This is a genomic window from Nocardia niigatensis NBRC 100131, from assembly GCF_000308655.1.
Taxonomy (GTDB): domain Bacteria; phylum Actinomycetota; class Actinomycetes; order Mycobacteriales; family Mycobacteriaceae; genus Nocardia; species Nocardia niigatensis.
In genome coordinates, this window is sequence record NZ_BAGC01000001.1 from 17,994 (window position 1) to 44,217 (window position 26,224).

Below are 26,224 nucleotides of genomic sequence, written 5' to 3' on the forward strand. Positions count from 1 at the left end.
ACCGAAAAGGCCGCTCCCACACTGGGAGCGGCCTTTTCGATTCCGGGCCGATGAGAATCGTCGTCGGCGGGGCTACATGCCGAAGGAGCCGGTGGGCGGCATCCAGGGGGCCGGGGCGGGGGTGTTGTTGTTCCAGCCGTTGCCGCCGTTGTCGTTGTTGTTCCAGCCGTTGTTGTTCCAGCCGTTGTCTCCGTCGTTCCAGTCGCCGTCGTGGTCGTGGCGGTGGTGATCGCGGTCGTGATCCCAGGGGCCGTGGTCGTCGATCTGCTGGGCGACGACCGGGGCGTTGCCGTCATCGGGGGTCGCGGCATTCGAAGGGATTGCGACGACGGCGAGCGGGATGGCGGCCAGGGCGCCGGCCGCGGCGAGGCGCAGGGCGAGGCGGCGGCGGGGCTTGGTGGTGGCGGACATCGTGATGCCTTTCTGTCGGGATCGTGCGCCGCGAAGGGAGCGGCTCACGAGTTCCCATCGAAGGCCCCGGCCCTTGGAACGGTGTGGGATCGGGCTGGGAGTCCGCTGAGCGTCGGGTTCGCGGTCAGGCGCGCGGACGCTGCATGCGCGGCAACAGGTCCCAGACGTGCCCGTTCTCGTTGACGGTGGCCGCGGTGCGGCCGCCCGTGCGCGAGTACAGGATTCGCGTGATCGAGCAGTAGTCGATGGGGAAGGTGAGCGGGCGGGCCAGGCCCAGCACGTCCTGCAGCAGCACGTTGATCACGCCGCCGTGCGCGAACACGACCACGGTATCGGTGTGTTCGGCGGCCGCCACGATGCTCGCGATGCTCTCGCGCACGCGCCCGATGAAGGCGTCGCCGTCGATCTGCTCGGGCAGGAGCCCGGATTTGATGCGCTCGTAGGTTTCCCGGAACTCCCGCTGCGCGTCCTCGATCGGGATGTACATCGGCAGTTCGCGGTCGTACTCCGCGAGCCCGTCGAGCACCTCGATGTCGAGCCCGAGCTTCTCCGCGGTGGGCCGGGCGGTCTCGCGGGCCCGCAGCTGCGGGCTGCTGACCACGCGGGCGATGCGGTGGTGCGTGAGTGCGGCCGGGACCCGGCCCGCTTGCTCCAGGCCGATCGCGGTGAGATCCGGGTCGGCGGGGCCGGATTCGGCCTGGACTCGCTGCGGCTGGGCATGGCGGACGAGGATCAACTGCACGCATCCACTCTGCCGCACCCGGTCCGCACCGCGCCGCGGGGGTGCCGGGCGCTAGTCGCTCTTGCGGCGCATCAGGTAGACGATGCCCAGCACCAGCACCACGATGCCGATGCAGCAGACCGCGAGGAAGCCCCAGAAGCTGGTGCCCCGCCGGCTGCTGCTGCGGCGGGCGGCGGTGTTCTCGAGGGCGGCGTTCCAGGTGTCCGGGTGGGTCCACACGTGGTGGTCCAGCAGCGTCGTCTGGGTCATCAGATCTAGGTAGTGCATGGAATCCCCAATCGGTGTGGCGGTCGGCCCGCCCGGGCCGAATCCCAGATTAACCGGCGACCCGGCCCGGGGAATCAGGGTTTTCCCTGGTCCCCATGAGCGCTGTCGGCGGGGCCGTCCTCAGCCTCGCGCACGGCGGGAGCGAATGCGGAGGCACGCCTACCGCGATTCGCTGTGCGCTGTCCGGGGTTTCACCAGCGGGAACGGCAGTGTTTCGCGGATGCTGCGGCCGATCAGCAGCATGACCACCCGGTCCACGCCGACGCCGAGGCCGCCGGTGGGCGGCATGGCGTGTTCGAGGGCCTGCAGGAAGTCCTCGTCGAGTTCCATGGCCTCCGGGTCGCCGCCGGCGGCCAGCATGGACTGTTCGGTGAGACGGCGGCGCTGTTCCACCGGATCGGTCAATTCGCTGTAGGCGGTGGCCAATTCGATGCCCCAGGCCACCAGGTCCCAGCGCTCGGTGACGCCCGGGATGTGCCGGTGCGCGCGGGTGAGCGGGGAGACGGAGGTGGGGAAGTCGATGTAGAAGGTGGGCTCCTCGGTGGACGATTCCACCAGGTGCTCGTACATCTCGAGCACGAGTTGCCCAGCGTCCCAGCCCACTTGGAAGGGCACGCCCGCCTTCTCGCAGAGCAGCCGCAGCCGGTCCTCGTCGGTATCGGGGGTGATGGTTTCGCCGATCGCCTCGGAGACGGCCCCGTGTACGGTCTTGACCGGCCAGTCGCCGGAGATGTCCACCTCGGTGACGGTGCCGTCGGCGCCGGGCCGCAACGCGACCATCCGGCCGTTGGCGGCCAGCGCGGCCTCCTGGATGAGCTGCCGGCAGGCGTGCATCATGCGTTCGTAATCGCTGTGCGCCTCATAGGCTTCCAGGATGGTGAACTCGGGGTTGTGGCTGTAGTCCACGCCCTCGTTGCGGAAGACGCGGCCGAGTTCGAACACCTTCTCCATGCCGCCCACGCACAGGCGTTTGAGATACAGCTCGGGGGCGATCCGCAGGTACAGGTCGAGGTCGTAGGCGTTGATGTGGGTGGTGAACGGGGTGGCGTTGGCGCCGCCGTGCACCTGCTGCAGGACGGGAGTCTCGACTTCGAGGAATCCCCAGCCGTGCAAGGTGTCCCGCAGCGAGCGCACCACCGCGCTGCGTTTGGCCATCACCTCGCGGATGTCGGCATTGATGGCCATGTCGACGTAGCGCTGCCGCACCCGGGCCTCCGGGTCGGACAGGCCCTTCCACTTGTCCGGCAGCGGGTGCAGGCATTTGCCGATCATCCGCCAGTCCTGGGCGAGCAGGGACAGTTCGCCGCGGCGGCTGCGGCCGATCTGCCCGCTCACCTCGACCAGGTCGCCGAGGTCGAAGAATTCGGTGAACGATTCGCTGCGATCCGCGCCGACCCGGCCGCGGTCGATGAGCAGCTGGATGTCGCCGGACCAGTCGCGCAGCACGGCGAAGATGACGCCGCCGTAGTCGCGAATCCGCAAGAGCCGTCCGCAGACTCGCACGGTGGTGCCCTGCGGGCAGCCGCGCGCTGCGGACACCGTGTGGGTGGGCGGGTAGGCGACCGGGTAGGCCTCGACGCCGGACTCCTGGAGCTTCTCCAGCTTGTCCATCCGCACCCGCACCTGCTCGGGGCGGCGCGGGCCGTGCTCCTCGAGCTTTTCGGGCGGCAGGTCCGGCGGGCTGCCGTCGGCGTGCAGGCCGGTCATGGCGGGCGGCACCGAGGGGCGCAGACCGGTGTGCGCGGAGGCGTCGTGCTCGCGGCCGATGCGGGGCAGGAAGCCTTCGGCGAGTGCGCTGGCGGTGGCGACCCGCAGCAGGTGGCGGCGTTCCTCGAAGAGCGAGAAGCGCGGCACCCATTCGGGCTGGTACTTCACATTGGAGCGGTAGAGCGCCTCCAGCTGGTACCAGCGCGAGAAGAACATGAGCACGCCGCGCCACAGCCGCAGCACCGGGCCGGCGCCGATGCGGCCGCCCTCCTCGAAGACCGCACGGAAGACCGCGAAGTTCAACGAGATCCGGGTGATGCCGTACTGCTCGGAGGTGAGGGCGAGCCGCGAGATCATCAGTTCCATCAGCCCGTTGGGGCCGGTGCGGTCGCGGCGCATGAGGTCGAGGGAGACGCCGGTCCGGCCCCACGGCACGAACGACAGCATGCCGAGCACCCGGCCGTCGGGGGCGACGGACTCGACCAGCAGGCAGTCGCCGTCGAGCGGGTCGCCGAGCCGGTCGAGCGCCATGGAGAAGCCGCGTTCGGTTTCGGTGTCGCGCCAGGAGTTGGCGCGCCGCATGACGTCCTGCATCTCCTCGGGCGGCACTTCCCGGTGCCGTCGCACCCGCACCGTGATGCCTTGCTTGGCAAGACGATTGGCGGCCTGGCGGACCGGTTTCATATCGGGTCCGGCGAGGGAGAAGGTGCGGGTTTCGAGGATGGCCTCGTCGCCGAGCCGCAGCGCGGACAGCCCGGCCCGCCGGTAGGCGGTCGCGCCGATCTCGCTGGCGCCCATGACCGCCGGGGCCCACCCGTACTGGTCGGCCAGCCGTAGCCAGGCGTCGATGGCGTGGCCCCAGGACTCCTTCTGCCCGATGGGGTCGCCGGAGGCCAGGCACACGCCGAGTTCGACGCGGTAGGTGACGGCGGCCTTGCCGCTGGGCGCGAAGACGACGGCCTTGTCGCGGCGGGTGGCGAAGTAGCCGAGCGAGTCCTCGACGTCGGAGTGTTCGATGAGCCCGCGGATCGCGGATTCGTCCAGCCCGGTCAGGGCGTTGGAGGAGCGTTGCGACCGGAACAGGGTGATGACGGCGGCCAGCAGCGCGATGGCGCCGAACAGGCCGAGCAGCAGGTTGACCGGGTGCGGCGGGTGCCCGTCGAAGTCCTCGTTGGAGACCAGGATCGCGCCGGTCACCCGGGACACCGCCCACAGCGCGCGTTCGGTGCTGTCGGGCAGGCTGCCCGGGAACAGCTCGACCAGTCCCCAGCCGACCAGGCAGCCCAGCGCGAGCCCGCCGGCCAGTACGCCGAGCGCGCGCCAGACCGCGCCGCGCTGCACGTGCGTGTAGAACTCGGACCACGAGGCGATGAGCACGCCGATGACCAGGACGTGAATGATCAAGGCCACCAGGGCGTTGATGTCGCCCTCGGCGGCGAAGTCGAGGGCGTTGGCGAGCGCGAAGGCCGCCATGTAACCGACCAGCAGCCACCAGGCGATGCGTTTGCGGCTGGCGGTGGCGCCGGCCAGCAGGCCCACCACCAGCGCCCACACCAGCGAGGTGTCGGGGGCGTCGAAGTAGTAGGTGTCGACGAAATGGCGTAGGTGCGAGGTCAGGAACCGTAGCCCGGGCGAGATGCTCCAGGCGAAGCAGAGGACCGAGAAGACGCCGAGTGTGGTGCCCGCGAGGTGCGGCACCTCGCGCAGCCGGCCGTGCCCGCGGTGCGGCACCTCCGGCGACCGCGGCTCCGGTCTCTGGTCGGAGTCGTGGGGCGGCCGGTCCTGCGTCGAAGTCACCGCACCAGTGTGAATGTTGCCCTTGCCCATGTGCACTCAGAACCCGGTTCGTGTCTCGTGGCCACTGCGTGGCGGCCGGCGGTGGGGGCGGCATTTGGTGTCGGGGCGGCCGCGGGTGAGGATGTACCCCATGTCGGATCCAGTCGATGTCCCGATCGAGGACGATGTCATTCGACTCGGCCAGTTCCTGAAGCTGGCGAACCTCATCGATTCCGGTTCGGAAGCCAAGACGGTGATCGCCCAGGGCCTGGTTCGTGTCAACGACGAGGTCGAGCTGCGCCGTGGGCGGCAGCTGCACGCCGGGGACGTGGTGGCGTTGGCCGGGCACAAGGTCCGGGTCACCAGCGGCTGAAGGCACACGGGTTCCCATTCTCGGGGTTGTCGGGCTTCGGGCTTCAGCCGCTGAGAACTTCCCGAGAGTTGGTTCAGTTCTCGCTGCGGACGACGACACCGTCGTGGTCGCTGTAGAGCATGTCACCCGGGACGAAGCTGACGCCGCCGAATTCGACGACGACATCCTTCTCGGCGTTCCCTTCGAGCTGGGTGCTCTTGCGCGGGTTGGTGCCCAGCGCCTTGATGCCGATGGGCAGGGTGCGCAGGATCGCCGAGTCCCGGACCGCGCCGTTGACGACGACGCCGGCCCAGCCGTTGTCGACGCCGCGGCCCGCGATGATGTCGCCGACCAGTGCGGTATGCACGCTCGCGCCGCCGTCCACGACGAGCACGCGGCCTTCGCCGGGCTCGCCGAGGGTCTGCTTGACGAGCAGGTTGTCCTGGAAGGTGCGGATGGTCACGATGCGTCCGGCGAAGACCTCGTTGCCGCCGAACTGGATGAACTGGGTGTCGCAGCTGCGGATCTCGGGGCCGATCTCGTCGGCTAGGTCGGCGGTGGCGATGGACTGTGCGGCTGAGGTGTTGCTGGCTGATTCGGTCACGCTGACTATCTTGTCAGGGCGAAAATGCGCAAGTCGCGAGCGGTGCGATTGCGGTAGGCGGTGTACGCCTGCGTGGTCTCCTCGAAGCGCTCGAAGATCGCCTGCTTGCGGTCCTCGTCGGTGACCAGGGTGGCGGTGACCGGGATGTGCTGCCCGGCGATGGCGACCTCGGCGGCCGGGGCGGCGAGCAGATTCCCGGTCCAGGCCGGGTGGTGGGCCTGCCCGAAGTTGGAGCCGATCACATAGAGCGTGTCGCCGTCGTGCACGTAGATCAGGGGCGTGGTGCGCGGCTCCCCGGATTTGCGGCCGACGGTGGTGAGCAGGATGACGGGCGCGCCGATCGGGCCGAGCACCGTGTACTTGCCGCCGGTGCGTTCGAGCACCTTGCGGTCCAGCGGGGTCAGTTTGCGGATCACCAGCGAGCCGAACTTGGTGGCAGCGAACGGACTGGCCAGGCGGGACAGCAGATTGGTGCGGGAACCCCAGATCCGCTCGGGAAACTGCTCACTCATACCGCGACTCTAGTGGCCCGCGACCGGGCGTGTTGTGTCGTCGGGAGGAAGCGGCGATGCGCTCTGCGGCTTCCTGACGATCTATCCACAAGAGTGAATCAACCGTGCAGTCGGATTCTCGGGCGCATACTGCCGCACCCGATGATCCGGGTCGGGAGAGGCATGAACGTGGAACCCGCGATCGACTCGGGTGCCGTCGACGAGACCCGCGCCCTGCTGGCGTCCGTGCTCGCCGGCTTCCAGGCCGCCTGGGAGGCCGCCGGGGCGCCGCCGGACCTGGCCGAATTCCTGCCGCGCGCCCCGCAGCTGCGCCGGGTGGCGTTGATCGAGCTGATCAAGGTGGATCTGGAGTACCGCTGGATCCGCTACGACTTTCCCAAGCGTCTCGCCGAGTACCGCCTCGAGTTCGACGAACTGCGGTCCGGGCCACTGCCTCCGGACCTGGCCTACGAGGAATTCCACGCGCTGCGGCGGTCCGGGCTCGCCGTGGACATCAGCTGCTATCCGACCGAGGCGGCCGCCACCGAGTGGGCCGAGCGCGACTACCGCAGCACTCTCATCGCCCGGCCGCAGGCCCAGCACGCGCTGGAGGGCATCGAGGTCGGCGACCGGGTGGACGATTTCGATCTGCTGGTGGAGCTGGGCAGCGGCGCCTTCGCGCGGGTCTTCCTGGCCCGGCAGCGGTCGATGCAGCGGCTGGTGGCGGTGAAGATCTCGCAGAATCACGGCACCGAGTCCGAAACGCTGGCGCAGCTGGATCACGAGCACATCGTGCGCGTCTTCGATCAGCGGCTGCTGGCCGACCGGGAGCTGAAACTGCTCTATATGCAGTATCTTCCGGGCGGCACGCTGTCGAAGGTGCTGGCGCTGGTGCGTTCCCGCGAGCCGGCGGATCGGGACGGTGGCCTGCTGCTGGAGGCGGTCGACGCGGCCATGCGGGACAAGGGCGGCCTGGTGCCCGGCGAATCCGCCACCCGCGCGGCCCTGCCGCGGCGCAGCTGGCCGGAGACCGTTGCCTGGCTGGGCAGCCGGTTGGCCCGCGCGCTCGGCTACGCGGCCGGGAACGGGGTGCTGCACCGGGATATCAAGCCGGCGAATGTGCTGCTCACCGCGGACGGCAGCCCGAAACTGGCCGATTTCAATATCAGTTTCAGCCAGCACGTGGCCGGCGCCAGTCCACTGGCCTACTTCGGCGGTTCGCTGGCCTACATGTCCCCGGAGCAGCTGGCGGCCTGTCATCCACAGCGGCCGCAGACCGCCGAGCAGCTCGACGGCCGCAGCGACATCTACGCGCTGGGGGTGGTGCTGTGGGAGCTGCTCACCGGTCACCGTCCCTTCGACGACGAGACCCGCGCGGGCGATTCGGAGTCCTCGCTGGAGCGCATGCTGCGATTGCGCAGCCACGCCATCGATCCCCGGCATCTGGACGAGCTGCCGCCCGACTGCCCGGCCACGCTGCGCCGGGTGCTGCTGAAATGCCTTGCGCCCGACCGTGAGGACCGCTGGCCCACCGGCGCCGCCCTGGCCCAGCAGCTGGACCTGTGCCTGGACGAGCGGGCCCGGGATCTGGTGGATCCGCCGCCGGGCAGCTGGCGGGCGCGGGTGGGTCCGTGGTCGCTGCTGGCCCTGATCACGGTGGCGAGCCTGGTCGGTGACGTGCTCGGCATGGCTTACGCGAACCTGCACAATCATCCGCTGTTCGCGGTGTGGTTCACGCCGGAGGAACGGGCGCGGCTGCAGGTGATCGGAAATGCCATGGTGCTCATCGCGACTCCCGCGGCCATCGCGGTCACCAACTACATGTGCCGCCGGGCGTTCATCGTGTGGCGCGGGCTGCGGCGGGGCCGCGGTTACGATTCGGCGGCGTTGTCGCTGGCGCGCCGGGACAGCCTGAAGAACGGTGACCGGGTGGCCTTGCTGGCCTTCGCCTGGTGGGTGGTGGCGGCCGCGGCGTCGGCGATCGCTCTCGTGGTCTACACGGGTCTGCCGCCGGGGCGGATCGTGAATCTGGTGGCGACGTTGCTGGTTTCGGGCGCGATCGCGGTGGCGTACCCGTTCTTCGTGGTCACGTTCTTCGTGGTGCGCTGCTTCTATCCGCGGCTGCTGCGGCACGGGGAGACGGCCAGGGATCAGGACGCGTTGCGCGCGCTGAGCCGGCGCTGCACCCGGTATCTCGCGGTGGCCGTGGCGATTCCGCTGGTCGGCGTGATCTCCAGCCTGATCTTCCTCAACGAGGAAGAGGTGTCGCTGGTGCTGCTCCCGATCTACGGCCTCTGTGTGGCGGGCGTGCTCGGTTTCCTCGGCGACTACTGGCTGTTCCGGCAGACGGAGGCCGATCTGCGGGCCTTCGCGGGGGTCGGCGGCTCTGGCGACCCCGGGTGATCAGGCGGACGTGCGGGTGGTGTGGAACGCGGAGACGTGGGTGACCAGATTGTGGGTGGAGCTCTTCACGGCGAGCTTCACGAACGGTTCGATGGTCTTGCCGAGGATCTTGCCCGCGATGCCGCCGGGGACCCGGTAGTCGACGATGGCGTCGATGATGCAGCTCTCCTCGCCCTTGCCGTGGAAGAGGAAGGTGGATTCGATCTCGAAACCCTTGATGGACTTCACGGCGATGGCGTAGCCCGGTTCATGCCGCACGATCTTGATGGTGGAGTGCAGGGCGATCGGACCCAGCTGGATGGTGCCGTCGAAGGTGGCGTCGACGCCTTCGATCTGGTCGGTCAGCGGGGTGAAGGCGCTGATCTCATTGATGAATTTCGGCAGGTGCCGGTAATCGTTGACGTAGGCGAAGGCCGATTCGGCCGAGGCGGCGCAGTCCGCGACGATCTTGACTTCGGTCATGGGCGCAACTGTAACGTGTTCTAGTTTTTGTCGCAGATCTTGTGATGCATGCCATCTATGACACAGCGCAGCCGAATTCCTCGGCCGCGGTGCACATCACGCGGCGCCCGGATCGCGCTCAGGCGGTGACGGCCAGCGTACCGGCCAGCCCGAACACTAGCGCCATCACCAGCACTTCGGCAATCGCGCGCCGCAGTGAGCCGTCCGCCGTCATGCGGTGATCGGCCACCTTCGGCACCCAGCCGCGCCGCCACCACCAGCCCAGCCCGAGCAGCACCGCCAGCAGCACCGTCTTCGCCAGCAGGATCCGCCCGTACCCGCTGGTGACCAGCGGGCTCACCCCGCCGATCCGCACCAGCCCGTTGATCACCCCGGTGACCATCACCGTGACCACCAGCGGCAGCGCCCACGTCGAGTACCGCGGCAGCAGCACCGCCCACTCGCCGCGGGTGCGCACGGTCAGCGCCAGCGCCAGCAGCAGGCCGAACCAGCCGCCCGCCGCCAGCGCGTGCAGCGCCGCCAGCACCGACCCCAGCGGCTGCTGTGACATGTGCCCGGTGATCGGGCGCAGCGCCAGCGTGACGGCGGTGAACACCAGCACCAGATCACCGGTGGCCCGATCGGGCTGCCGGAATCCGAAGGCGCTGTAGAGCGCCACCGCGCCGGTGCCGATGAGCAGTGCGATGCCGATCTGCCCGCCGCTCACGTGGGCGAGGTAGTCGCCGAACTGCGCCGCGCTCAGCTGCCGCGTCGGAATGCCTTGCACCTCAGCGGCTTCCAGCACCAGCATGGCGAATTCCATTGCGGCCCACAGAGCGGCGAGCAGGGTGAGCGGCCGCCAGGGCGGGGTCAGCCGGTCCGAGAGCCGCGGCAGCGCTGCCAGGCCCAGCACCGTCGCCCCCGCGCAGTCGGCGAGGACCCGGACCGGGGCCTCGGCCTGCACGGGGTCCGCGGCGGCCAGGGCCCAGGCCAGCGCCGCCCCGGCCAGGGTGATCGGGATGACCAGCGCCAGCAGCCATCTCGGTGAGCTGCTACCGCCGGTCGTCCCGCGCTCCCGGCGACGATCGGTGCGGTCGGGCCGATTCACCTGCGCTGCTTGCCCCGTCCGCCGAACAGGGCGAAGGCCAGGCCGCCGCCGAACAGCACCACCGCGCCCACGATGAAGATCCACAGCGGCACGCCGCCGTCGGAACCACCCGACTTGGCGGTGGAGCCGGACTTGGGTCCCGGAGTTCCGGTGCCCGCCTTGGTCAGCGTGAACGTCCGCTTGCCGCTGACCGGGTGGCCGTCCGCGGAGGTCACCCGATAGGCGATCGTGTACACGCCGGTCGGGCCCAGCTCACCGACCTCGATGCTGATGGTCGGGCCCGCCACCGTCGGCTGGCCCTTCGACCACAGGTTGCCGTCCGGCCCGGTGACCGTCATGGACGGATACGCGGGCTGCAGGCTCTCGTTGAAGGTGATGCTCACCGACGCCGGCGAGCTGTCGATCTGCGCACCGTTGTCCGGGCTGGAGGAGATGGGCGCCGAGTGCGCATCGGCGACACCGCCGCCCAGCAGTGCGAATCCGGTGACCAGGAGCCCGGTGATCAGCCCGGCCAGCAGCTTGCGGCTCATGACCGCCGTCCCCGGATGACGCTGCCCAGGCCGAGGGCCGCGCCCAGCGCGCCCAGCACCAGGCCGGCGCCGCCGAGCCAGCGGGCGGTGTCGTCGGTGCCCTTGTCGCTCTTGTCGGAGTCCGCGGCGGCCGGGGCATCGTCGTCGCCGCCGTTGCCCTTGGCCAGGGTGAGGCTCGGCGCCGGGTGGTCGGGCTCGCTGCCGTCGGCGTTCATCGGCTGGTTCCACTCGACGACCTTGCCGTCGCTATAGGTCTGGGTGGCGTTGAAGCTCACTTTCTCCTGCTTGGGCAGCGGGCCCACGGAGAGCGCGAAGCGCTGGAACTGACCGGGGGCCACGCCGGGATTGCCCGGGTCCGCGGTCCAGGTGACCGATACGGCCTCGCTCTGGGCGTTCTTCTCGACCTTGGAGGTCCAGCCCGGGAGGGGCTCGGTGCGCGCGCTCTTCAGATTCGGCAGCGCCACGGTGACTTTGGTGGTGGAGGCGGTGTCGGACTCGGTCGGCACCCGGAAGGTGGCGACGGCGTAGCCGCCCTGGCTCGCGCCGGGGGCGTCCACGGCCACGTGCGCGGCGGCGATGCCCGCCCCGGACAGCAGCAGGCCGGCCGCGGCCACCGAGGTGAAAAGGGTGCGCGAAAGGGAGGTGTGCATGGGTGTATTGCCTTCTCTGACAATGGTTACGGGCAGATAGGAACGGGGGTTACGCCGTAACCGGTGGCGCGCGCGGTCCGCTGGCGCCCAGTGCGAGAAGGGTTTTCGGGGTCGGCACCGACCCGGGGCGGCATGCGTGCGCGGCCCGCGCCGGCAGTCCGCCTGGCCGGGTCAGGATCACCCGGACGGCACGCGAGATCAGCCCGTAGAGCCGCTCGGCGAGAAGGATCAGGCCCGCGCAGCCGACCGCCGCCACCGCGTGCGCGAGCAGCATCGGCCCGTGCGCGGTGAATTCCATTGCCCCCGCGGCATGTCCGTGCTGGACGAGGCCGCTGAGGGCGAGATGGCAGACGGGCTGGCCGGCCACCATGAGGATCGGCAGCACGGCAGGGGGCCGCAGTGCGCCGGCGAGCGCGCCGATGGCGGCCGCCGCCAGCACCAGCAGCATGAGCCCCGAGGAACCGGGATAGCCGCCGCCGGCGAACCCGTGCGCGCCGACTGCCAGGGCCGCCATGGCGACGCCTGCCAGTCCTCCGCGCACCGGGCTCATCGGTGGCTCAGTTCACGCCGAGGCGGGCGAGCACGTCGGCCTCGATGCCGGAGAGCTCGTTGGAGATGGAGGCGTGCACCGCGCGGCGGCGCTGCACCGGCATCTGGGCGGCGGTGCGCACGGCCGAGGACAGGCTGCCGAGCCGCTCCCGGCTGGCGGTCACGAACTTCTTGGTCTCGGTGTCGGAGTTCTTGGCCTCGATCTCCGACAGCGTGGACTCGACGCCCGCGATGCGCGCCTGCAGCTTCGCGCCCGGGCCGGAGAACTCGCCCAGCTGATCGAGCCCGATGCCCAGCTGCTGGGCGCGGCGGGCGTCGAGCTGCCCGCGCACGAAGGTCGCGCCGCGGTAGGCGAGCGGCGCCAGCACCGGCACCAGCACCCGGGCCACACCCAGGTACTTGCGGATCGAGGCCGCGCTGAACGGATCCCGTTCCGCCCGGGCGGCCATCTTCTGCGCGGCCTTCTCCTCGGCCTGCAGCTTGGCGATCTCCGCCTTGGCTACCTGCTGCTGCGTACGCGCCTCGGCCCGATTCTTCTTGCGCTCGTTGCGCGCACCGAGCTTGGCCTCCATAGCGGCCTTGTGCTTGAGGGCTTTCGCCTCGGCCCGGCGGCTGACCCGCTTCTTGCGCTTGCCGAACAACCCCATAGATGGCCTCCGTCATGCTGGTTCGCCATGGCAGCACAGGGCCGGGGGAAATGCCTGTCCGCCCATGAAACACAGTTTGCGAATCACCCTAACGGGTGGGTTCGCCGCGCAGCGAGCGCCTTGCGGTTTCGGTGCCAGTTCGCGGGTATGTCGGGGGTTGAGGCCATACTGGCTGGCGTGTATTCGGGCATCGGTGACCATGGCGAGCGGGCCGCGTTTCTGGACGCGCGGGCCCTGATCGGGTGCCGGCACCGGCTGCATCTGGATGCGAATCATCCCGGCGTGCTGACCGGGGTCGCCGAGGACGCGGGTGTGCAGCAGCGCCGGGAAGCCGCTGCGGCACACCGATCTCACGTGCGCGACACGCTGGTCGCCGCCGCGCCCGAACGCTGGACGGTCATCGATCCGAAGCAGCCCGCGCCGCAGCGCGCCGCGGCCACCATGGCCGCCATGGCGGCGGGCGCGGACCGGATCTGGGGCGGGCTGCTGCCGCAGGAACTCGACACCGGCCGCCGCGGCGGCTGCGAAATCCTCTGGCGCGACAGCGATCGCGGGGGATACATCCCGGTCATCGTGGTGAACCACAAGGTGACCGATCCGCGGCAACCGGACCCGGCCGACTACCACCCGACGACCAGCGATCTCTACCAATGGAATCCGCGGCCGGACCGGCATGTGCGCACCCGGCCGCAGCCACGCGACCTGCAGCGCCTGGCCCACCTCTACCGCATGCTGCAGCGGCACGGCCTGGCCAGTCCCGCCCTGGTCGGCGGTGCCATCGGCTATCACTTCGACCGGGTCCTGGTCCATGATCTGGGCCCTGTCCTGAGCGACTACGACCTCCGCTACGCCGACCGCATCGCCGTGGTGCGCGGCGAACTCCCCACCGTTCCTTCGAAAGTCCCCGAATGCCGCCAGTGCCCGTGGTGGAGCCGGTCACCCGAGGAGGGCGGGCGCAGCTGTGAGCGCTGGCTGTCCGACCACCGCGACGTGAGCCTGGTGGCGCCGGGCTCGCGCGCGGAAGTGCTGCGCCGCCACGGCGTCGAGACCATCGACGACCTGGCCGCCTGGAACGGTGACGATCCCGACGATTGGCAGTACGAGCCCTTCATCGAGGCCGTGGTCACCGCCCGTGCCTGGGCCACCGGCGCGCCCCTGGTCCGCCGCGTCGACCGGGTGCGGGTGACCCGTGCCGACGTCGAGGTGGACGTGGACCTGGAGAGCTTCCAGGAGCACGGCGCCTACCTGTGGGGCACGCTGCTGGACGGCGTGTACCGCCCGTTCGTCACCTGGGATCCGCTGCCCACCGAGGACGAGGGCCGCTCCTTCGCCGAGTTCTGGACCTGGCTGATGGAGGTGCGCGCCCAGGCCGCCGCCGACGGCAAATCCTTTGCCGCCTACTGCTATTCGCGCACCGCCGAGGACAAGTGGCTCTACGAGTCGGCGCGCCGCTTCGCCGGTCGTCCAGGCATCCCCACCGAGCGGGAGGTGCAGCGGTTCGTGGACGGCCCGCAGTGGGTGGACATGTTCCAGGCGGTGTCGGAGCAGTTCATCTGCCCGAACGGCAAGGGGCTCAAGAAGATCGCGCCGGTCGCGGGCTTCCACTGGCGCGACGCCGAGGCCGGGGGAGAGGCGTCGATGGCCTGGTACCGCCTGGCCGTCGCCTACGAGGGCGGCGACCCGGACCTGTCCCAGCGCACCCGCATCCTCGAGTACAACGAGGACGACGTGCAGGCCACCAAGGTCCTGCGGGATTGGATGACCGACCGGGCCGACGCCGAGGTTCCGGCCATCGACGACTTCAGCCGTCGTAATATCGCGTCGTGACCGAACACGTCGAACACCTGGAGTTTCAGGCCGAGACCCATCAGCTCCTGGAGCTGATGATCCACTCGGTGTATTCGAACAAGGACACCTTTCTGCGGGAGCTGGTCTCCAATGCCTCCGACGCGCTGGACAAACTGCGCCTGGAGACCTTCCGCGACAAGGACCTGCACGCCGACACCTCCGACCTGCACATCGAGCTCGAAGTCGATCGCGAGAACCGCGTACTGACCGTCCGGGACAATGGCATCGGCATGTCCCGCGCCGAGGTCGTGGACCTGATCGGCACCCTCGCCAAGTCCGGCACCGCCCAGCTGCGCAAACAGCTGCTGGAGGCCAAGGCCGGTGACCAGCAGGCCGAGGAGCTGATCGGCCAGTTCGGCATCGGCTTCTACTCGACCTTCATGGTGGCCGACAAGGTCACCCTGACCACCCGCAAGGCGGGCGAGAACACCGGCACCCGCTGGGAATCCGCGGCGGGCAGCTCTACCTACTCGATCGAGGAACTGGACGACGCCCCGCAGGGCACCACGGTGTCGCTGCACCTGAAGCCCGCCGATGAGGACGATCACCTCTTCGACTACACGCAGGAGTGGAAACTCCGCGAAATCGTCAAGAAGTACTCGGACTTCATCGCCTGGCCCATCCGCATGGATGTCGAGCGCACCGTCATGGACGGTGAGGGCGCGGACCAGACCGAGAAGACCCTGGTCGAGACCCAGACCCTGAACTCCCAGAAGGCGCTGTGGACTCGCCCGCGCAGCGAGGTCTCCGACGAGGAGTACACCGAGTTCTACAAGCACGTCGCGCACGCCTGGGACGATCCGCTGGAGATCATCCCCATGCGGGCCGAGGGCACCTTCGAATATCAAGCGCTGCTGTTCATTCCCTCACACGCGCCGTTCGACCTGTTCACCCGCGAGCACAAGCGCGGCGTGCAGCTCTATGTGCGCCGGGTGTTCATCATGGACAACTGCGAAGAGCTGATGCCGGAGTATCTGCGCTTCGTGAAGGGCGTGGTGGACGCGCAGGACCTGTCGCTCAATGTCTCCCGCGAGATCCTGCAGCAGGACCGGCAGATCCAGATGATCCGCAAGCGCCTGGTGAAGAAGGTGCTGTCCACGGTCAAGGATCTGAAGAACGCCGAGGATCAGGCCAAGTACCAGGAGTTCTGGCGCGAGTTCGGCCGGGTCCTCAAGGAGGGCCTGCTCTCCGACCACGACAATCGCGAAACCATCCTGGGCGTCTCGTCTTTCGCGTCGACGCACTCGGATTCCGAGCTGACCTCGCTGGCGCAGTACGTCGAGCGCATGCCGGAGACGCAGTCGGCCATCTACTACATGACCGGCGAGACCCGGCAGCAGATCGAGAACTCCCCGCACATGGAGGCGTTCCGGGCCAAAGGGCTCGAGGTGCTGGTGCTGACCGATCCGGTCGACGAGATGTGGGTCGGCTCGGTCACCGAGTTCGAGGGCAAGCCGATCGTCTCGATCGCCAAGGGCGAGGTCGATCTGGAGACCGAGGACGAGAAGAAGGCCTCCGAGCAGCTGCGCGAGCAGCAGGAGAAGGATTTCGCCGACGTGCTCGGCTGGCTGCAGCAGACCCTGGACGCCGACGTGAAGGAGGTGCGCCTGACCAACCGGCTCACCACCTCGCCGGCCTGCATCGTGGGTGATGTGTTCGATTTCACCCCGATGCTGGAACGCATGTATCGCGCCTCCGGGCAGGAGCTGCCGCACAGCAAGCGCATCCTCGAGCTGAACCCGGCGCATCCGCTGGTCGCGGGTCTGCGGGACGCGTTCGCGGCCGCGCCCGGTGATGCGGAGAAGCCGGCGGAGCTGACCGAGACCGCCGAATTGCTCTACGGCACCGCGGTTCTCGCCGAGGGCGGCGAGCTGAAGGATCCGGCGCACTTCGCCCGCATCCTCGCGGATCGCCTCACCCGTACGCTCTGACGTTTCGCACTCGGATCGGGCTCCTGCGGTGTTTCCGCAGGAGCCCGACCTATAGCAAGCGGGAATTGGTCATGCCCCTTTTGGGGTAAGTGTGACGATCTGCATCTTCTGATGATTTCGGGAACCCGGCGCGAGCGCGTACGTTGTACGTCTTGGTCGTAAGTTTTCGTGTTCGTGTTCGTGTTCAACATGCTCGCGCGGAACAGTGTGCGGGCGTCGCTTCACCTTGCCAGGCAAGTTGCAAGCCGCCTTCTGATCGACCCCGGGTACCGCAGCCGCGGAACCCACGCAATAAAGAGAAACACCTCGTCAGGAGAAGGTAATGGTTCAGGGCACCGTCAAGTGGTTCAACGCGGAGAAGGGCTACGGCTTCATCGCCCGCGAAGACGGCCCCGACGTTTTCGTCCACTACTCGGAGATCGAGGGCAACGGCTACCGCCAGCTCGAAGAGGGCCAGGCTGTCTCGTTCGAGATCACCGAAGGCAAGAAGGGCCCCCAGGCCGCGGCTGTCCGCCCGCACTGAGGGCATGCGGGCTCACCCCGCTACCCACTGAGTCTTGAGTAACAAGGCCCGCACCGGAAAACCGGTGCGGGCCTTGTTCGTTCAGAGGGTCCGGGGGCAACGCCCCCGAAACTCTCCAGGCGGTTCGGGGGCGAAGCCCCCGAGACCTGGCGTCAGCGCGGCGCCATGCGGAGCGCGCCGTCCATGCGGATGGTCTCGCCGTTCAGGTAGTCGTGCTCGGTGATGTACTGCGCGAGCTGCGCGTACTCGTCCGGGCGGCCCAGGCGGGACGGGAACGGAACGCCCGACTCGAGGCCCTTGCGGTACTCCTCGGTGACACCGGCGAGCATCGGGGTGTCGATGATGCCGGGGGCGATGGTGTTGACGCGGATGCCGAACTGCGCGAGGTCACGCGCGGCCGGGACGGTCATGCCGGCGACGCCGCCCTTGGAGGCGGAGTAGGCGATCTGCCCGATCTGGCCCTCGAAAGCCGCGACCGAGGCGGTGTTGATGATCACACCGCGCGAGCCGTACTCGTCGACCGGGTCGGTCTTGGCGATGGCCTCGGCGGCCAGGCGCATGACGTTGAAGGAGCCGAGCAGGTTCACGGTGATGACCGTGCGGAACAGCTCCAGGTCGTGCGGGCCGTTCTTGGACAGGATGCGTCCCGCCCAGCCGACCCCGGCGCAGTTGACGACGATACGCAGCGGCACACCGGATTCCACGACCTTGGCGACCGCGGCGGCCACCTCGTCACCGCTGGTGACGTCGGTCGGGATGAGGGTGACCCCGGCGGGGACGCTGTCGCCCGCGCGCTCGATGGACTGAGCCAGATCCAGGCCGAACACGGTCGCGCCCGCGTCGGCGAAACGCTTGGCGGTGGCGGCGCCCAGCCCGGACGCACCTCCGGTGACAATGGCGGCGGAGCCCGAAATCTCCACGGTGAATGGTCCTCTCGACTGTGGACGGCCCTCTCACTGGCCCTCCGTCAATAGGCACCATAGCGGGGCTGTGCGCACGCTTACGCAAGAGGCTCGCAAGATTTGCGAACATGGGTGTTCGTCTAAGTGGTAGTTTCGCATACATGAAAGCCCGCACGGCCCGTCCTCGCCGTGGTCTCCGCCGCCCGGCCCCGCGAGTAGCCGGCAAACGCATCCTGATCACGGGCGCGGCCCGTGGCATCGGGGCCGCCCTGGCCCGCCAGCTGCATGTGCACGGGGCGCAGGTGGCCCTGCTCGGCATCGAGGAGTCGCTGCTGGCCCAGGTCGCGGCCGAATGCGGTGACGCCCCCTGGCGGTACTGCGATGTCGGCGACCCGGCGCAGGTCGAGCGAGTAGTCAACTCCCTCACCGCCGAACTGGGCGGTCTGGACGCGGTGGTGTGCAATGCCGGCATCGCCCGGCAACTGTCCCTGCTGGACGGCGACCCCAGCGTGCTCGAGGAGACCCTCACGGTCAATGTGCTCGGCGTCTACTACACGCTGCGCGCCGCCGGACCCCACCTCGCGCACGCCGACGGCTACGTCCTGCTCATCTCCTCGCTGGCCGCGGCCATCCACCTGCCCCTGGCCGGTGCCTACAGCGCCTCCAAGGCCGCGGTCGAGGCGCTCGGCGACACCCTGCGGATCGAATTGCGCCACACCGGGGCCCGGGTCGGCATGGCCTACTTCGCCGAATTGGACACCGAGATGACCAGCCGCGGTTTCGGCACCGAGGCCGCGCGCAGCATCCTGGGCCGCTCCACCGTCTCCGGCATCGCCCCGCTGGGCCCGGCCATCGACGCCTGTGAACGCGCGCTGGCCCGCCGCTCCCGCCGCATCGTCTCGCCCTACTGGGTGAGCATGGTGCTGTGGTGCCGTCCGCTGGCCCAGCGCCTGGTGGACTACTCGCTGCGCGAGGGCGTGGCCGGCGGACTCGAGATCGCCCGCACCGAACCTGCGGGCTTCACCACCGATCAACCGGCCCGTCCGCGCAGAATGAGGAAGCTCGCCTGAATCGCTCGAGGCCAACGGAGTCCTGCACATGCCCGAATCGGCAACCCGACAACTGCCCCGCGGCCGCCACGGCCTGCCTCGCGAGACCGTGGTCGCCGCCCAGCGCGACCGCATCCTGCTCGCGCTGGCCGAGGCGATGGCCGAAAACGGTTATGTCGGAACGCCGGTGGCCGCGGTGATCAAGCGGGCCGGTGTCTCCCGCGAGACCTTCTACGAGCAATTCCGTTCCAAGGAGGACTGTTTCGAGGCCGCCTACGAGCGCGCCGCGGAACTCATGCTGACCGGCATCCTCACCGCCACCGGTGCGGAATTCGACGGCGAGAGCCGCACCGAACGCATCGAACGGGTGCTCGGCGCCTACCTCGAAGCGCTCGCGGGCCAACCCGCTTATGCCCGTTTGTTTCTCGTCGAGGTCTACGCCGTCGGCCCGGAGGCCATCGCGCGCCGCACCCAGTTGCAGGAGACGTTCGTGGCGATGGTCGCCGACGTGCTGGGCGCGGACACCGAGGAGCAGCGCTTCGCCTGCCAGACCCTGGTCGCGGCGCTGAGCGCCATGGTCACCGCCCGCATCGCGGTGAACGACCTGGATGGCCTGCGGGAGTTGCGGGAGCCGCTACTGGACCTCGTGCGGCGCAGCGGAGACCTGTTCGGCAATACCGTGCTGGGCGACTGAGCCCGCGGGGACGACCGCGGCCCGGCGGCGCAGCAGCCACAGCACGCCGCCGGCCAGCGCCGGCAGGGCCAGCGACAGCACCGCGGCGAGCGGGGTGCCCAGGCTGTGGGCGAAGGCCTCCAGCAGGGTCAGCGCACCGAAGTAGAGGAACAGCAGGCCCGAGCAGACCGCGATGAACCGTTCCGGAATGTGCTTGCCGACGGTCACGCCGATCAGGATGGCCAGCGCGCCCGCGGCCACCATGCCCGCGACCGATCCGATCCACACCGCGACCCAGCCGTTCTTGGTGGCCAGGGCCATGGTGGCGAACATGGTGCGGTCACCGAGCTCGGCCAGCAGGAAGGCCGACAGCACAACCAGGAATGCCGAGCGCGACCTCGGTTGCGCCGCGACCACGTCCTCCTCCTCGTCGGCGGAGTTCGACGGCAGCGTCTCGCGCAGGCTCCACAGACCGACGGCGATGAGAGTGGCGGCGGCACACAGGGAAATGACTCCGGTGGGCAGCGCCGCGCCCAGGAAGTGGCCGACGCCGACGGCGATCAGGTTCACCAGCACGCTCGCGACGGTGATCCCGGACAGCACCGCCCACCAGTGGTAGCGCAGTGCGAAGGTCAGGGCCATGAGTTGCGATTTGTCGCCCAGTTCGGCGAGGAAGAGCACGCCGAAACTCAGCAATATCGTGGCGATCATGAAGGTCAGCTCCCAGGTCTCCGGCCTGTCGGCTGAATGCGGGGGCGCTTCAGCCGACACCGCACCGGTCAATCGGTTTGGTTCTTGTCGGCCGAAGGTCTCGCCCACCGGAAAGATCCGGTTCACGCGCCGGATCCGGGAAGGACCAGTATGTCGACGGCGTGATTGGGGGCTACTCCCCTTCGCTCGGTCGTCATGCTACTCCGGCAAACCGGGCCCGGGCAAATGGCTGTCGCCCAAATCGCAATGCGCACAATAAGTTTGGTGATGCTGCCGAAAGGTTTCGGGTAGCCTTACGCGGCCAGCAGCATGGCCAGAACCGCAGTGTCGGGATCGCTGATCGGATCCACCCCCACCCGCGAGACCATCGAGGTCACCGCGCCGTCACTGTCGGTTTCCACCCAGGCTGCCCGATGTTCCAATCCCAGATGCGGCAGGCCCGGCAACAGCAGGCAGCCCGAGGCCGCGCCCGCGCACTCCGGCAGCGAGGGCCGCGTCTCGCGCGGCGGGTGCAGCATGATCAGAGCCGGTGGCACATGTCCGGCAAACATGCCCGGCTGCAACCCTTCCGTCCCCAGTACCGTGCCCTCGGCGACCACCAGCCCCACCATCGCGGGATCGGGATCCTCCGGGAGCTCCTCGCGGGCCCCGAACACCGTCGAGGTGGGCAACAACCCGGGAAGACTGGCCACCCGCACCGCGAGGACCAGCAGTTGGGCCCATTCCTTGGTGGACTCCGGCCAGCGCCCGGAGATCACGAAACCTTGCAGCGAACCATGCGCGTGGAACGGCATGATGCCGACCTGACCATTCATGATCTGCCTCCCGTACTTCCGGGGGCGGCTGTGCCCGGTGTTGCTCTGGGAACACCAGGTTGTACCCGAACAGAACTGGCACACAAGTACCAAAGAGTGCTAGCACCCGGACCCCCGCAATGCGAAAGACCCGCGAACCGACTCGGTTCGCGGGTCTCAGGCGTACGAGCGAGGCGTGGCCCCGGCCGGCTATCAGCCGAAGATCAGGCCCTTGCCCTGGGCGACAGCCTTGGTGTAGCGCTCCTGAATCTCCGCCCAGTTCACGACGTTCCAGAACGCCTTGACGTAGTCGGCCTTGACGTTCTTGTACTGCAGGTAGAAGGCGTGCTCCCACATGTCCAGGCCGAGCAGCGGGATGATGCCGAGCGGCACGTTGCCCTGCTGGTCGGTCAGCTGGAAGGTGAGCAGCTTGTTGCCCAGGGTGTCGTAGCCCAGCCAGGCCCAGCCGGAGCCCTGCAGGCCGTTGGCCGCCGCCGAGAACTGCGCGACGAACTTGTCGAACGAGCCGAACTCCTCGTCGATGGCCGAGGCCAGGTCGCCGACCGGCTTGTCGCCGCCGTCCTTGGACAGGCTCTTCCACCAGATGGAGTGGTTGACGTGGCCGCCGAGGTGGAACGCGAGGTTCTTCTCGTTCAGGAAGATGGCGGCGTGGTCGTCCTTGGCACGCGCCTCCTCCAGCTTCTCGAGGGCCGCGTTGACACCGGCGACGTAGGCCGCGTGGTGCTTGGTGTGGTGGATCTCGTTGATCTGCCCGGAGATGAAGGGCTCCAGGGCGCTGTAGTCGTAATCAAGTTCAGGCAGCGTGTAAACAGCCACGATGTCCCTTTCCGTGTCGGGGCCGTGTGCCCTCGGCAGGTGCCGAGGCGCACCCAACCATCATTCGTACACCCGGTTGTCTGCAACCGGGCTGCGTGCCCCCACATTCCACCCGATGTATACCTTTCCCAATCTTTGGAATTGGGCTGAACGCAACATCGCCGCCGGTCGCAACCGGTCCCCTGGCATCGAGTCATGTCGTGGTACGACGAGTTCGTCGGACGTGTGCGACTATCGGAACCGATCATGGTGACCGCCGGGCAAGCCCTGCCGGGCAGGTCCGAACGGCTGGTCGTTCCGGACAAGCACTACCTCAGCGGTCATTCCCTCAAACCCCCGTTTCCGGTGGATACCCGGTTCGCGGTGGTGGCCATGGGCTGCTTCTGGGGTGCGGAGAAAGGGTTCTGGGAGCTGGAGGGCGTGTACACCACCGCCGTCGGCTACGCAGGCGGCTACACCCCCAATGCGACCTACGAGGAGACCTGTTCCGGCCGTACCGGGCACACCGAGCTGGTGGTATTCGACCCGCGGGTCCTCGACTTCGCCGGAATCCCGAAGCGGTTCTGGGAGAACCACGATCCGACCCAGGGCATGCGGCAGGGCAACGACCGCGGCACCCAGTATCGTTCGGCGATCTTCACCGTCGACGACGAGCAGCGCGAGGTGGCCGCGGCGACCCGGGCCGGCTGTCAGGAACGGTTGACAGCGGCCGGATTCGGCGAGATCACCACCGAAATCGCCCCGCTGCCGGACCTTTCCGCGTTCTTCTGCGCCGAGGGCTGTCACCAGCAGTACCTCGCCAAGAACCCCGGCGGCTACTGCCCGGACCACGGCACGGGCGTCGGCCACGCGATCGGGCTGGGCGCGTAGGCCGTTCGCGGTCACCACGCGGGCGCTGCCGTAGCCGACATCGAAAGGGGTTCCGGGACAAGGTCCCCGAACCCCTCGTGCGGGCCGCTACAGCGGTGGGACGACGTCCGGTCGCATGGTGCGCGGGTCGCCCGCGTCGTGGGCCTGCCACCAGCGGACGCCGCCGGCGATGAAGTCCCGCAACGGGATCGGGTCGCCCTGCTTGTCGGTGACCTGCGCGCCCTCGAACCACACGCGCACGTCGAGTTCGCGGGGGTCGACGCCCTCCTCCTGGGAGAACTCCATCATGTGGGCGGCGGGCGCGTCGCTCAGCACGGTGTCGAAGCTCAGCAGTTTGCGCCACTGGCTCCAGGAGCTGTCGGCGATGTCGAGGAAGTCCCAGCCGTGCAGCGCGCCGCCGCCGAAGCTCTGCACGGCGTCGTGCAGGCCGTCGAGGGTGAGCGGGAGCACAATCGGCTCGAGGTCGTCCCAGCGCTGCCTGCGTAGCGAGGCGGCGACGCGGCTGACCCCGGTGAGGGTCAGATAGATGTCGCAGTCCGCCGGCGGGGGACCCTCCTCGGGCAGGGTCAGCACGTCGAGCTCCAGCCGAAGCGTGGCGCCCGGCGTGTCGACGTCGATGCCGAGGCATGTCGCCTCCGACAGCGCGCGGTTGAGTCCGTTGATGTCCAGGTCGTCGAGTAGCCCCCTGCTCACAGTCATAGCGCCAGGCTACCGATCTTGCCCGGCCGGACCGAGGATTTCCGTTTATCGGCAGTGTTGTCGTTTTTCGGTGTGGGCCCGGAACCATGCGTTCACCTGCGGCGTCAGACTGGATGGGGCCTTCTGGGACAGAAGCCCCGAGTCGGCCGCTCCGGAACGGGGGAGGGGACTTCCGGATCGGCCGACCGGACGAATCGGTCGTCTATCAACCTGTGGATCAGGTTGTGGATTATGTGGATAACTCCTGAAACCAACCCTGCGCGGCTAACGGAACTCCGCAGCCCTCGCGCGCGCGTGGCAGGATCGAAACCGTGACGAACCCCCACGTGCCCACGGTGCCGATCGACGCGGTCCCGGCGGAATTCGATGCCGCGGACGGCTGGGGTTCCACCGCGCCCGTGCCTGCCCAGCTCCTCGACGTCCGCGAGAGGGACGAATGGCAGCTGGGCCGCGCGCCGGGTGCCATCCACATCCCGATGACCGATGTGCCCGCCCGGCTCGACGAGATCGACATCGACGCCGAGGTCTACGTGATCTGCCGGCAGGGCGGCCGGTCCATACCGGTCGTGGAGTATCTGAACCAGATCGGCTACGAGGCCGTCACGGTCTCGGGCGGCATGGTGGCCTGGCAGCAGACCGGCAGGCCGCTCACCGGTGACGGTCCCGAGGCGAAGATCTATTAGGCGCGGAGAGGTGGAGCGATGAACGGGGGACAGGTGGGCCGATCGCGATCCGCGGTCGTACAGCCGTGCGCCCGCTGTGGCGCGCGCTGGGCGGTGCAGGGCAAGCCGCTGCACTGGTGCCCGCGCTGCCACGGTGTCCTGCTCTCGCCCGCACCGGTGGACGCGCCCGCCGACCGGCGCAACTACCGCTGGGTGGCTCGCCCGCCGGGCCGCAGAACGCACGGCCCGCAACCCGTCCGGCGCCCGGGGCCGGCACAGACGCCGCGGTATCAGCGAGTTCCCCAGTGGGGCCTACAGGATCGGCCCCCGGCGGCGGCCGCCGAGCCACATCGCCCGCTGTCCGCGCTGAGTGACCGGATCACCGTGCTGTTGCCGGTGACCGCCGGTGTCTTCGTCTTCTCCGCCCTGGCCGAGCTGGGCCGATACGGCGTCCTGCTGCGCAACCGCACCCGCCTCATCCCGCCCTGGCTGCTGTGGATTTCCGATGCAGCCGTGACCGTTTCCGCGGTGGTCGCGCTGGTGCTGGCGCTGGTGTCGGCGGTGGCGCTGGTCGGCTGGCTCACCGAGACCCGCCGCGCCGCGTACGCGGCCGCAGGGAAATCGGATCCGCGGTCGCTGCGCGCCCTGGTGCTGGGCTGTGTGGTGCCGATTGTGAATCTGGTGTGGCCGGGCATCTACCTGACCGAGGCGGCCCGGCTGCGGTCGGTCGGCGGCGAGGATCCGCGGCTGCTGCGGGCGGTCCGGATCTGGTGGGCGGCTTGGCTTCTCAACGCGGTGCTGGTGCTGGTGGCCTTCCTGTACCGGTTCGCGTCCTCGCTGCAGGTGCAGGCCGACGGGGTGCTGGCGAACATGTGGACCGATGTGGTCGCGGCCGGTGTCGCGGTGGCCTCGCTCGGGCTGGTGCGCGCCTTCGCGGGCCTGGATCTGCGGGGTCGTCGGAAGGCGCTGCGGCGCTGGCTGATCGCGACCGGGCCCGCGCGGCCGGTGATCGAACCTGTCCGGCGCGCGCCGGCCGCTCCCGTCGGGAATGATGCTGTGGTCGGGGATGGTGCTGTCGTCGCGGATGACGCGGTAGCCGGGGCGGCCGCGGCGGCGTCCCCGGATGCGGAGCAACAGGAGGTATTGGCGAAGTGAGCCGGGAGAGTCGTGCGCCGTTCGTGGTCGCCCACCGGGGGGCGTCGGCGGCGCGACCCGAACACACCCTCGCCGCCTACGATCTCGCCCTGCAGGAGGGCGCCGACAGCGTCGAATGCGATATCCGCCTGACCCGGGACGGACACCTGGTCTGTGTGCACGACCGCACAGTGGACCGCACCTCGAACGGGTCGGGCGCGGTCAGCGAGATGACGCTGGAGGAGCTGAAGGCGCTGAACTTCGGCACCGCTGCGGAACCGGAGGGCGTGCTCACGCTGTCCGAGCTGATCGAGCTGGTGCTGGACTGGAAGAGCCGTCCCACCAAGCTTTTCATCGAGACCAAGCATCCGGTTCGCTACGGCGCGCTGGTGGAGACGACCCTGCTGTCCGAGCTCACCCGGTACGGTATCGGCGCCCCCGCCTCCGCGGATCACTCACGCGCCGTGGTGATATCGTTCGCGGCCACCGCGGTGTGGCGGATCCGCCGTGCGGCCCCGCTGCTGCCGACGGTGCTGCTGGGTGAGTCCTCGCTGTACCTGTCCGGCGGCGCCGCCCACACGGTCGGCGCGACCGCCATCGGACCGTCCGTGCGGACCCTGCGCGAGCACCCGGATCTGGTCGACAAGGCCGCCGCCGCGGGCCGCGCCACCTATGTCTGGACCTGTGACGACCCCGAGGACGTCCAACTCTGCTCCGACCTGGGCGTCGACTGGGTCGCCACCAATTACCCCGCCCGCACCAAGGCGGCGCTCACCACCACCTGAATCGCGCAGCGGCCTGAGTCAGCGCGCTCCGCGCCAACCGCTTCGGAGCGAGATTTCCAGGTGGTTCGCGGCGCGTCTCGTTCTGGAGGAGGGAGGAACGAGACTTTTCAGTGCCGCGAACCCGCCCG

Annotated in this window: 28 protein-coding genes; 11 read left to right on the forward strand and 17 right to left on the reverse strand. The window is 69.0% G+C overall.

The window, feature by feature from the left end; all coding sequences use genetic code 11:
• Positions 1–72: 72 nt before the first annotated feature.
• The 4 genes from ON33_RS00065 to lysX form a co-directional block, all read right to left on the reverse strand.
• Positions 73–411 (reverse strand): hypothetical protein, encoded by a 339-nt coding sequence (locus ON33_RS00065; protein ID WP_040853493.1) that lies wholly within the window; start codon positions 409–411, stop codon positions 73–75.
• Between the two features lie 124 nt (positions 412–535).
• On the reverse strand, positions 536–1,153 hold the full coding sequence (locus tag ON33_RS00070) for a histidine phosphatase family protein (RefSeq protein ID WP_040853494.1): 618 nt from the start codon (positions 1,151–1,153) through the stop codon (positions 536–538).
• Positions 1,154–1,204: 51 nt separating this feature from the next.
• A complete protein-coding gene (locus tag ON33_RS00075; RefSeq protein ID WP_157184345.1) occupies positions 1,205–1,402 on the reverse strand; it encodes a hypothetical protein in 198 nt (65 codons plus the stop codon).
• Positions 1,403–1,579: 177 nt separating this feature from the next.
• Positions 1,580–4,924, reverse strand: coding sequence for a bifunctional lysylphosphatidylglycerol synthetase/lysine--tRNA ligase LysX (gene lysX, locus ON33_RS00080; RefSeq protein ID WP_040853612.1), 3,345 nt, complete (start codon positions 4,922–4,924; stop codon positions 1,580–1,582).
• Between the two features lie 130 nt (positions 4,925–5,054).
• On the opposite strand from lysX, the gene ON33_RS00085 reads away from it, so the two are divergent.
• On the forward strand, positions 5,055–5,276 hold the full coding sequence (locus ON33_RS00085; RefSeq protein WP_040853499.1) for an RNA-binding S4 domain-containing protein: 222 nt from the start codon (positions 5,055–5,057) through the stop codon (positions 5,274–5,276).
• Positions 5,277–5,349: 73 nt separating this feature from the next.
• Here the strand turns inward: ON33_RS00085 and rraA are convergent, their stop codons facing one another.
• A complete protein-coding gene (rraA, locus tag ON33_RS00090; RefSeq protein WP_245550237.1) occupies positions 5,350–5,859 on the reverse strand; it encodes a ribonuclease E activity regulator RraA in 510 nt (169 codons plus the stop codon).
• A 5-nt stretch (positions 5,860–5,864) separates the two neighbouring features.
• Positions 5,865–6,371: a nitroreductase/quinone reductase family protein gene (locus ON33_RS00095; protein WP_040853501.1), complete on the reverse strand. Its 507-nt coding sequence runs from the start codon at positions 6,369–6,371 to the stop codon at positions 5,865–5,867.
• Positions 6,372–6,533: 162 nt separating this feature from the next.
• Between ON33_RS00095 and ON33_RS00100 the strand changes: the two genes are divergently transcribed.
• Entirely contained in the window at positions 6,534–8,753 is a 2,220-nt protein-coding gene (locus ON33_RS00100; RefSeq protein ID WP_083868485.1) for a serine/threonine-protein kinase, read from the forward strand.
• Here the strand turns inward: ON33_RS00100 and ON33_RS00105 are convergent, their stop codons facing one another.
• From ON33_RS00105 to ON33_RS00130, 6 genes are all read right to left on the reverse strand, one after another.
• Positions 8,754–9,215, reverse strand: a complete 462-nt coding sequence (locus ON33_RS00105) for an SRPBCC family protein (RefSeq protein WP_040853503.1) — start codon at positions 9,213–9,215, stop codon at positions 8,754–8,756.
• Positions 9,216–9,333: 118 nt separating this feature from the next.
• Complete coding sequence (locus tag ON33_RS00110) at positions 9,334–10,302, reverse strand: CopD family protein (protein ID WP_051151470.1); 969 nt, start codon at positions 10,300–10,302, stop codon at positions 9,334–9,336.
• The gene (locus ON33_RS00115) at positions 10,299–10,832 is read right to left on the reverse strand and encodes a copper resistance CopC family protein (RefSeq protein ID WP_040853505.1); all 534 of its coding nucleotides are present in this window, start codon (positions 10,830–10,832) and stop codon (positions 10,299–10,301) included. Before ON33_RS00115 ends, ON33_RS00110 begins: the two co-directional genes overlap by 4 nt.
• The gene (locus ON33_RS00120; RefSeq protein ID WP_040853507.1) at positions 10,829–11,482 is read right to left on the reverse strand and encodes a YcnI family copper-binding membrane protein; all 654 of its coding nucleotides are present in this window, start codon (positions 11,480–11,482) and stop codon (positions 10,829–10,831) included. The genes ON33_RS00115 and ON33_RS00120 overlap by 4 nt, the downstream gene beginning before the upstream one ends.
• 49 nt (positions 11,483–11,531) lie before the next feature.
• Positions 11,532–12,032 carry a hypothetical protein gene (locus tag ON33_RS40450; protein ID WP_157184346.1) on the reverse strand — a complete coding sequence of 167 codons (501 nt, stop codon included), beginning with the start codon at positions 12,030–12,032 and terminating at the stop codon, positions 11,532–11,534.
• 7 nt (positions 12,033–12,039) lie between these two features.
• Positions 12,040–12,678 carry a DUF6474 family protein gene (locus tag ON33_RS00130; RefSeq protein ID WP_040853509.1) on the reverse strand — a complete coding sequence of 213 codons (639 nt, stop codon included), beginning with the start codon at positions 12,676–12,678 and terminating at the stop codon, positions 12,040–12,042.
• A 147-nt stretch (positions 12,679–12,825) separates the two neighbouring features.
• Here ON33_RS00130 and ON33_RS00135 point away from each other — a divergent pair, with 147 nt between their 5' ends.
• From ON33_RS00135 to ON33_RS00145, 3 genes are all read left to right on the forward strand, one after another.
• Positions 12,826–14,505, forward strand: coding sequence for a TM0106 family RecB-like putative nuclease (locus tag ON33_RS00135; protein WP_083868486.1), 1,680 nt, complete (start codon positions 12,826–12,828; stop codon positions 14,503–14,505).
• Entirely contained in the window at positions 14,502–16,457 is a 1,956-nt protein-coding gene (gene htpG, locus ON33_RS00140) for a molecular chaperone HtpG (protein WP_040853511.1), read from the forward strand. The genes ON33_RS00135 and htpG overlap by 4 nt, the downstream gene beginning before the upstream one ends.
• 322 nt (positions 16,458–16,779) lie before the next feature.
• On the forward strand, positions 16,780–16,980 hold the full coding sequence (locus ON33_RS00145) for a cold-shock protein (RefSeq protein WP_033085228.1): 201 nt from the start codon (positions 16,780–16,782) through the stop codon (positions 16,978–16,980).
• A gap of 152 nt (positions 16,981–17,132) precedes the next feature.
• Here ON33_RS00145 and ON33_RS00150 read toward each other — a convergent pair whose 3' ends face one another.
• Positions 17,133–17,900 (reverse strand): SDR family NAD(P)-dependent oxidoreductase, encoded by a 768-nt coding sequence (locus ON33_RS00150; protein ID WP_040853513.1) that lies wholly within the window; start codon positions 17,898–17,900, stop codon positions 17,133–17,135.
• A 143-nt stretch (positions 17,901–18,043) separates the two neighbouring features.
• Between ON33_RS00150 and ON33_RS00155 the strand changes: the two genes are divergently transcribed.
• Positions 18,044–18,952, forward strand: a complete 909-nt coding sequence (locus tag ON33_RS00155; protein ID WP_040853515.1) for an SDR family NAD(P)-dependent oxidoreductase — start codon at positions 18,044–18,046, stop codon at positions 18,950–18,952.
• Positions 18,953–18,980: 28 nt separating this feature from the next.
• Positions 18,981–19,625 carry a TetR/AcrR family transcriptional regulator gene (locus ON33_RS00160; protein ID WP_040853517.1) on the forward strand — a complete coding sequence of 215 codons (645 nt, stop codon included), beginning with the start codon at positions 18,981–18,983 and terminating at the stop codon, positions 19,623–19,625.
• Here the strand turns inward: ON33_RS00160 and ON33_RS00165 are convergent.
• The 3 genes from ON33_RS00165 to ON33_RS00175 form a co-directional block, all read right to left on the reverse strand.
• The gene (locus ON33_RS00165; RefSeq protein WP_040853624.1) at positions 19,566–20,315 is read right to left on the reverse strand and encodes a TMEM165/GDT1 family protein; all 750 of its coding nucleotides are present in this window, start codon (positions 20,313–20,315) and stop codon (positions 19,566–19,568) included. The two genes, ON33_RS00160 and ON33_RS00165, sit on opposite strands and share 60 nt — an antisense overlap.
• 293 nt (positions 20,316–20,608) lie before the next feature.
• Entirely contained in the window at positions 20,609–21,130 is a 522-nt protein-coding gene (locus ON33_RS00170; protein ID WP_040853520.1) for a hypothetical protein, read from the reverse strand.
• A 192-nt stretch (positions 21,131–21,322) separates the two neighbouring features.
• Complete coding sequence (locus ON33_RS00175) at positions 21,323–21,946, reverse strand: superoxide dismutase (RefSeq protein WP_040853522.1); 624 nt, start codon at positions 21,944–21,946, stop codon at positions 21,323–21,325.
• Positions 21,947–22,141: 195 nt separating this feature from the next.
• Between ON33_RS00175 and msrA the strand changes: the two genes are divergently transcribed.
• On the forward strand, positions 22,142–22,816 hold the full coding sequence (msrA, locus tag ON33_RS00180) for a peptide-methionine (S)-S-oxide reductase MsrA (protein ID WP_040853525.1): 675 nt from the start codon (positions 22,142–22,144) through the stop codon (positions 22,814–22,816).
• A gap of 87 nt (positions 22,817–22,903) precedes the next feature.
• Here the strand turns inward: msrA and ON33_RS00185 are convergent, their stop codons facing one another.
• Positions 22,904–23,515: a hypothetical protein gene (locus ON33_RS00185; protein ID WP_040853528.1), complete on the reverse strand. Its 612-nt coding sequence runs from the start codon at positions 23,513–23,515 to the stop codon at positions 22,904–22,906.
• Positions 23,516–23,826: 311 nt separating this feature from the next.
• On the opposite strand from ON33_RS00185, the gene ON33_RS00190 reads away from it, so the two are divergent.
• Genes ON33_RS00190 through ON33_RS00200 form a run of 3 tightly spaced genes read left to right on the forward strand, consistent with a single transcriptional unit; the run spans position 23,827 to position 26,096 of the window.
• Complete coding sequence (locus ON33_RS00190; RefSeq protein WP_040853531.1) at positions 23,827–24,198, forward strand: rhodanese-like domain-containing protein; 372 nt, start codon at positions 23,827–23,829, stop codon at positions 24,196–24,198.
• 18 nt (positions 24,199–24,216) lie between these two features.
• Positions 24,217–25,332: a DUF4328 domain-containing protein gene (locus ON33_RS00195; RefSeq protein ID WP_040853533.1), complete on the forward strand. Its 1,116-nt coding sequence runs from the start codon at positions 24,217–24,219 to the stop codon at positions 25,330–25,332.
• Complete coding sequence (locus tag ON33_RS00200) at positions 25,329–26,096, forward strand: glycerophosphodiester phosphodiesterase (protein WP_040853536.1); 768 nt, start codon at positions 25,329–25,331, stop codon at positions 26,094–26,096. The genes ON33_RS00195 and ON33_RS00200 overlap by 4 nt, the downstream gene beginning before the upstream one ends.
• Positions 26,097–26,224 lie beyond the last annotated feature (128 nt).

What these genes read in the sequence shown, in the direction of transcription:
- ON33_RS00065 (WP_040853493.1), bottom strand. Translation starts at nt 411, where the DNA reads ATGTCCGCCACCACCAAGCCCCGCCGCCGCCTCGCCCTGCGCCTCGCC.
- ON33_RS00075 (WP_157184345.1), bottom strand. Translation starts at nt 1,402, where the DNA reads ATGACCCAGACGACGCTGCTGGACCACCACGTGTGGACCCACCCGGAC.
- ON33_RS00085 (WP_040853499.1), top strand. Translation starts at nt 5,055, where the DNA reads ATGTCGGATCCAGTCGATGTCCCGATCGAGGACGATGTCATTCGACTC.
- ON33_RS00095 (WP_040853501.1), bottom strand. Translation starts at nt 6,371, where the DNA reads ATGAGTGAGCAGTTTCCCGAGCGGATCTGGGGTTCCCGCACCAATCTG.
- ON33_RS00100 (WP_083868485.1), top strand. Translation starts at nt 6,534, where the DNA reads ATGAACGTGGAACCCGCGATCGACTCGGGTGCCGTCGACGAGACCCGC.
- ON33_RS00105 (WP_040853503.1), bottom strand. Translation starts at nt 9,215, where the DNA reads ATGACCGAAGTCAAGATCGTCGCGGACTGCGCCGCCTCGGCCGAATCG.
- ON33_RS00115 (WP_040853505.1), bottom strand. Translation starts at nt 10,832, where the DNA reads ATGAGCCGCAAGCTGCTGGCCGGGCTGATCACCGGGCTCCTGGTCACC.
- ON33_RS00120 (WP_040853507.1), bottom strand. Translation starts at nt 11,482, where the DNA reads ATGCACACCTCCCTTTCGCGCACCCTTTTCACCTCGGTGGCCGCGGCC.
- ON33_RS40450 (WP_157184346.1), bottom strand. Translation starts at nt 12,032, where the DNA reads ATGAGCCCGGTGCGCGGAGGACTGGCAGGCGTCGCCATGGCGGCCCTG.
- ON33_RS00130 (WP_040853509.1), bottom strand. Translation starts at nt 12,678, where the DNA reads ATGGGGTTGTTCGGCAAGCGCAAGAAGCGGGTCAGCCGCCGGGCCGAG.
- ON33_RS00135 (WP_083868486.1), top strand. Translation starts at nt 12,826, where the DNA reads ATGTCGGGGGTTGAGGCCATACTGGCTGGCGTGTATTCGGGCATCGGT.
- ON33_RS00145 (WP_033085228.1), top strand. Translation starts at nt 16,780, where the DNA reads ATGGTTCAGGGCACCGTCAAGTGGTTCAACGCGGAGAAGGGCTACGGC.
- ON33_RS00155 (WP_040853515.1), top strand. Translation starts at nt 18,044, where the DNA reads ATGAAAGCCCGCACGGCCCGTCCTCGCCGTGGTCTCCGCCGCCCGGCC.
- ON33_RS00160 (WP_040853517.1), top strand. Translation starts at nt 18,981, where the DNA reads ATGCCCGAATCGGCAACCCGACAACTGCCCCGCGGCCGCCACGGCCTG.
- ON33_RS00165 (WP_040853624.1), bottom strand. Translation starts at nt 20,315, where the DNA reads ATGATCGCCACGATATTGCTGAGTTTCGGCGTGCTCTTCCTCGCCGAA.
- ON33_RS00170 (WP_040853520.1), bottom strand. Translation starts at nt 21,130, where the DNA reads ATGAATGGTCAGGTCGGCATCATGCCGTTCCACGCGCATGGTTCGCTG.
- msrA (WP_040853525.1), top strand. Translation starts at nt 22,142, where the DNA reads ATGTCGTGGTACGACGAGTTCGTCGGACGTGTGCGACTATCGGAACCG.
- ON33_RS00185 (WP_040853528.1), bottom strand. Translation starts at nt 23,515, where the DNA reads ATGACTGTGAGCAGGGGGCTACTCGACGACCTGGACATCAACGGACTC.
- ON33_RS00195 (WP_040853533.1), top strand. Translation starts at nt 24,217, where the DNA reads ATGAACGGGGGACAGGTGGGCCGATCGCGATCCGCGGTCGTACAGCCG.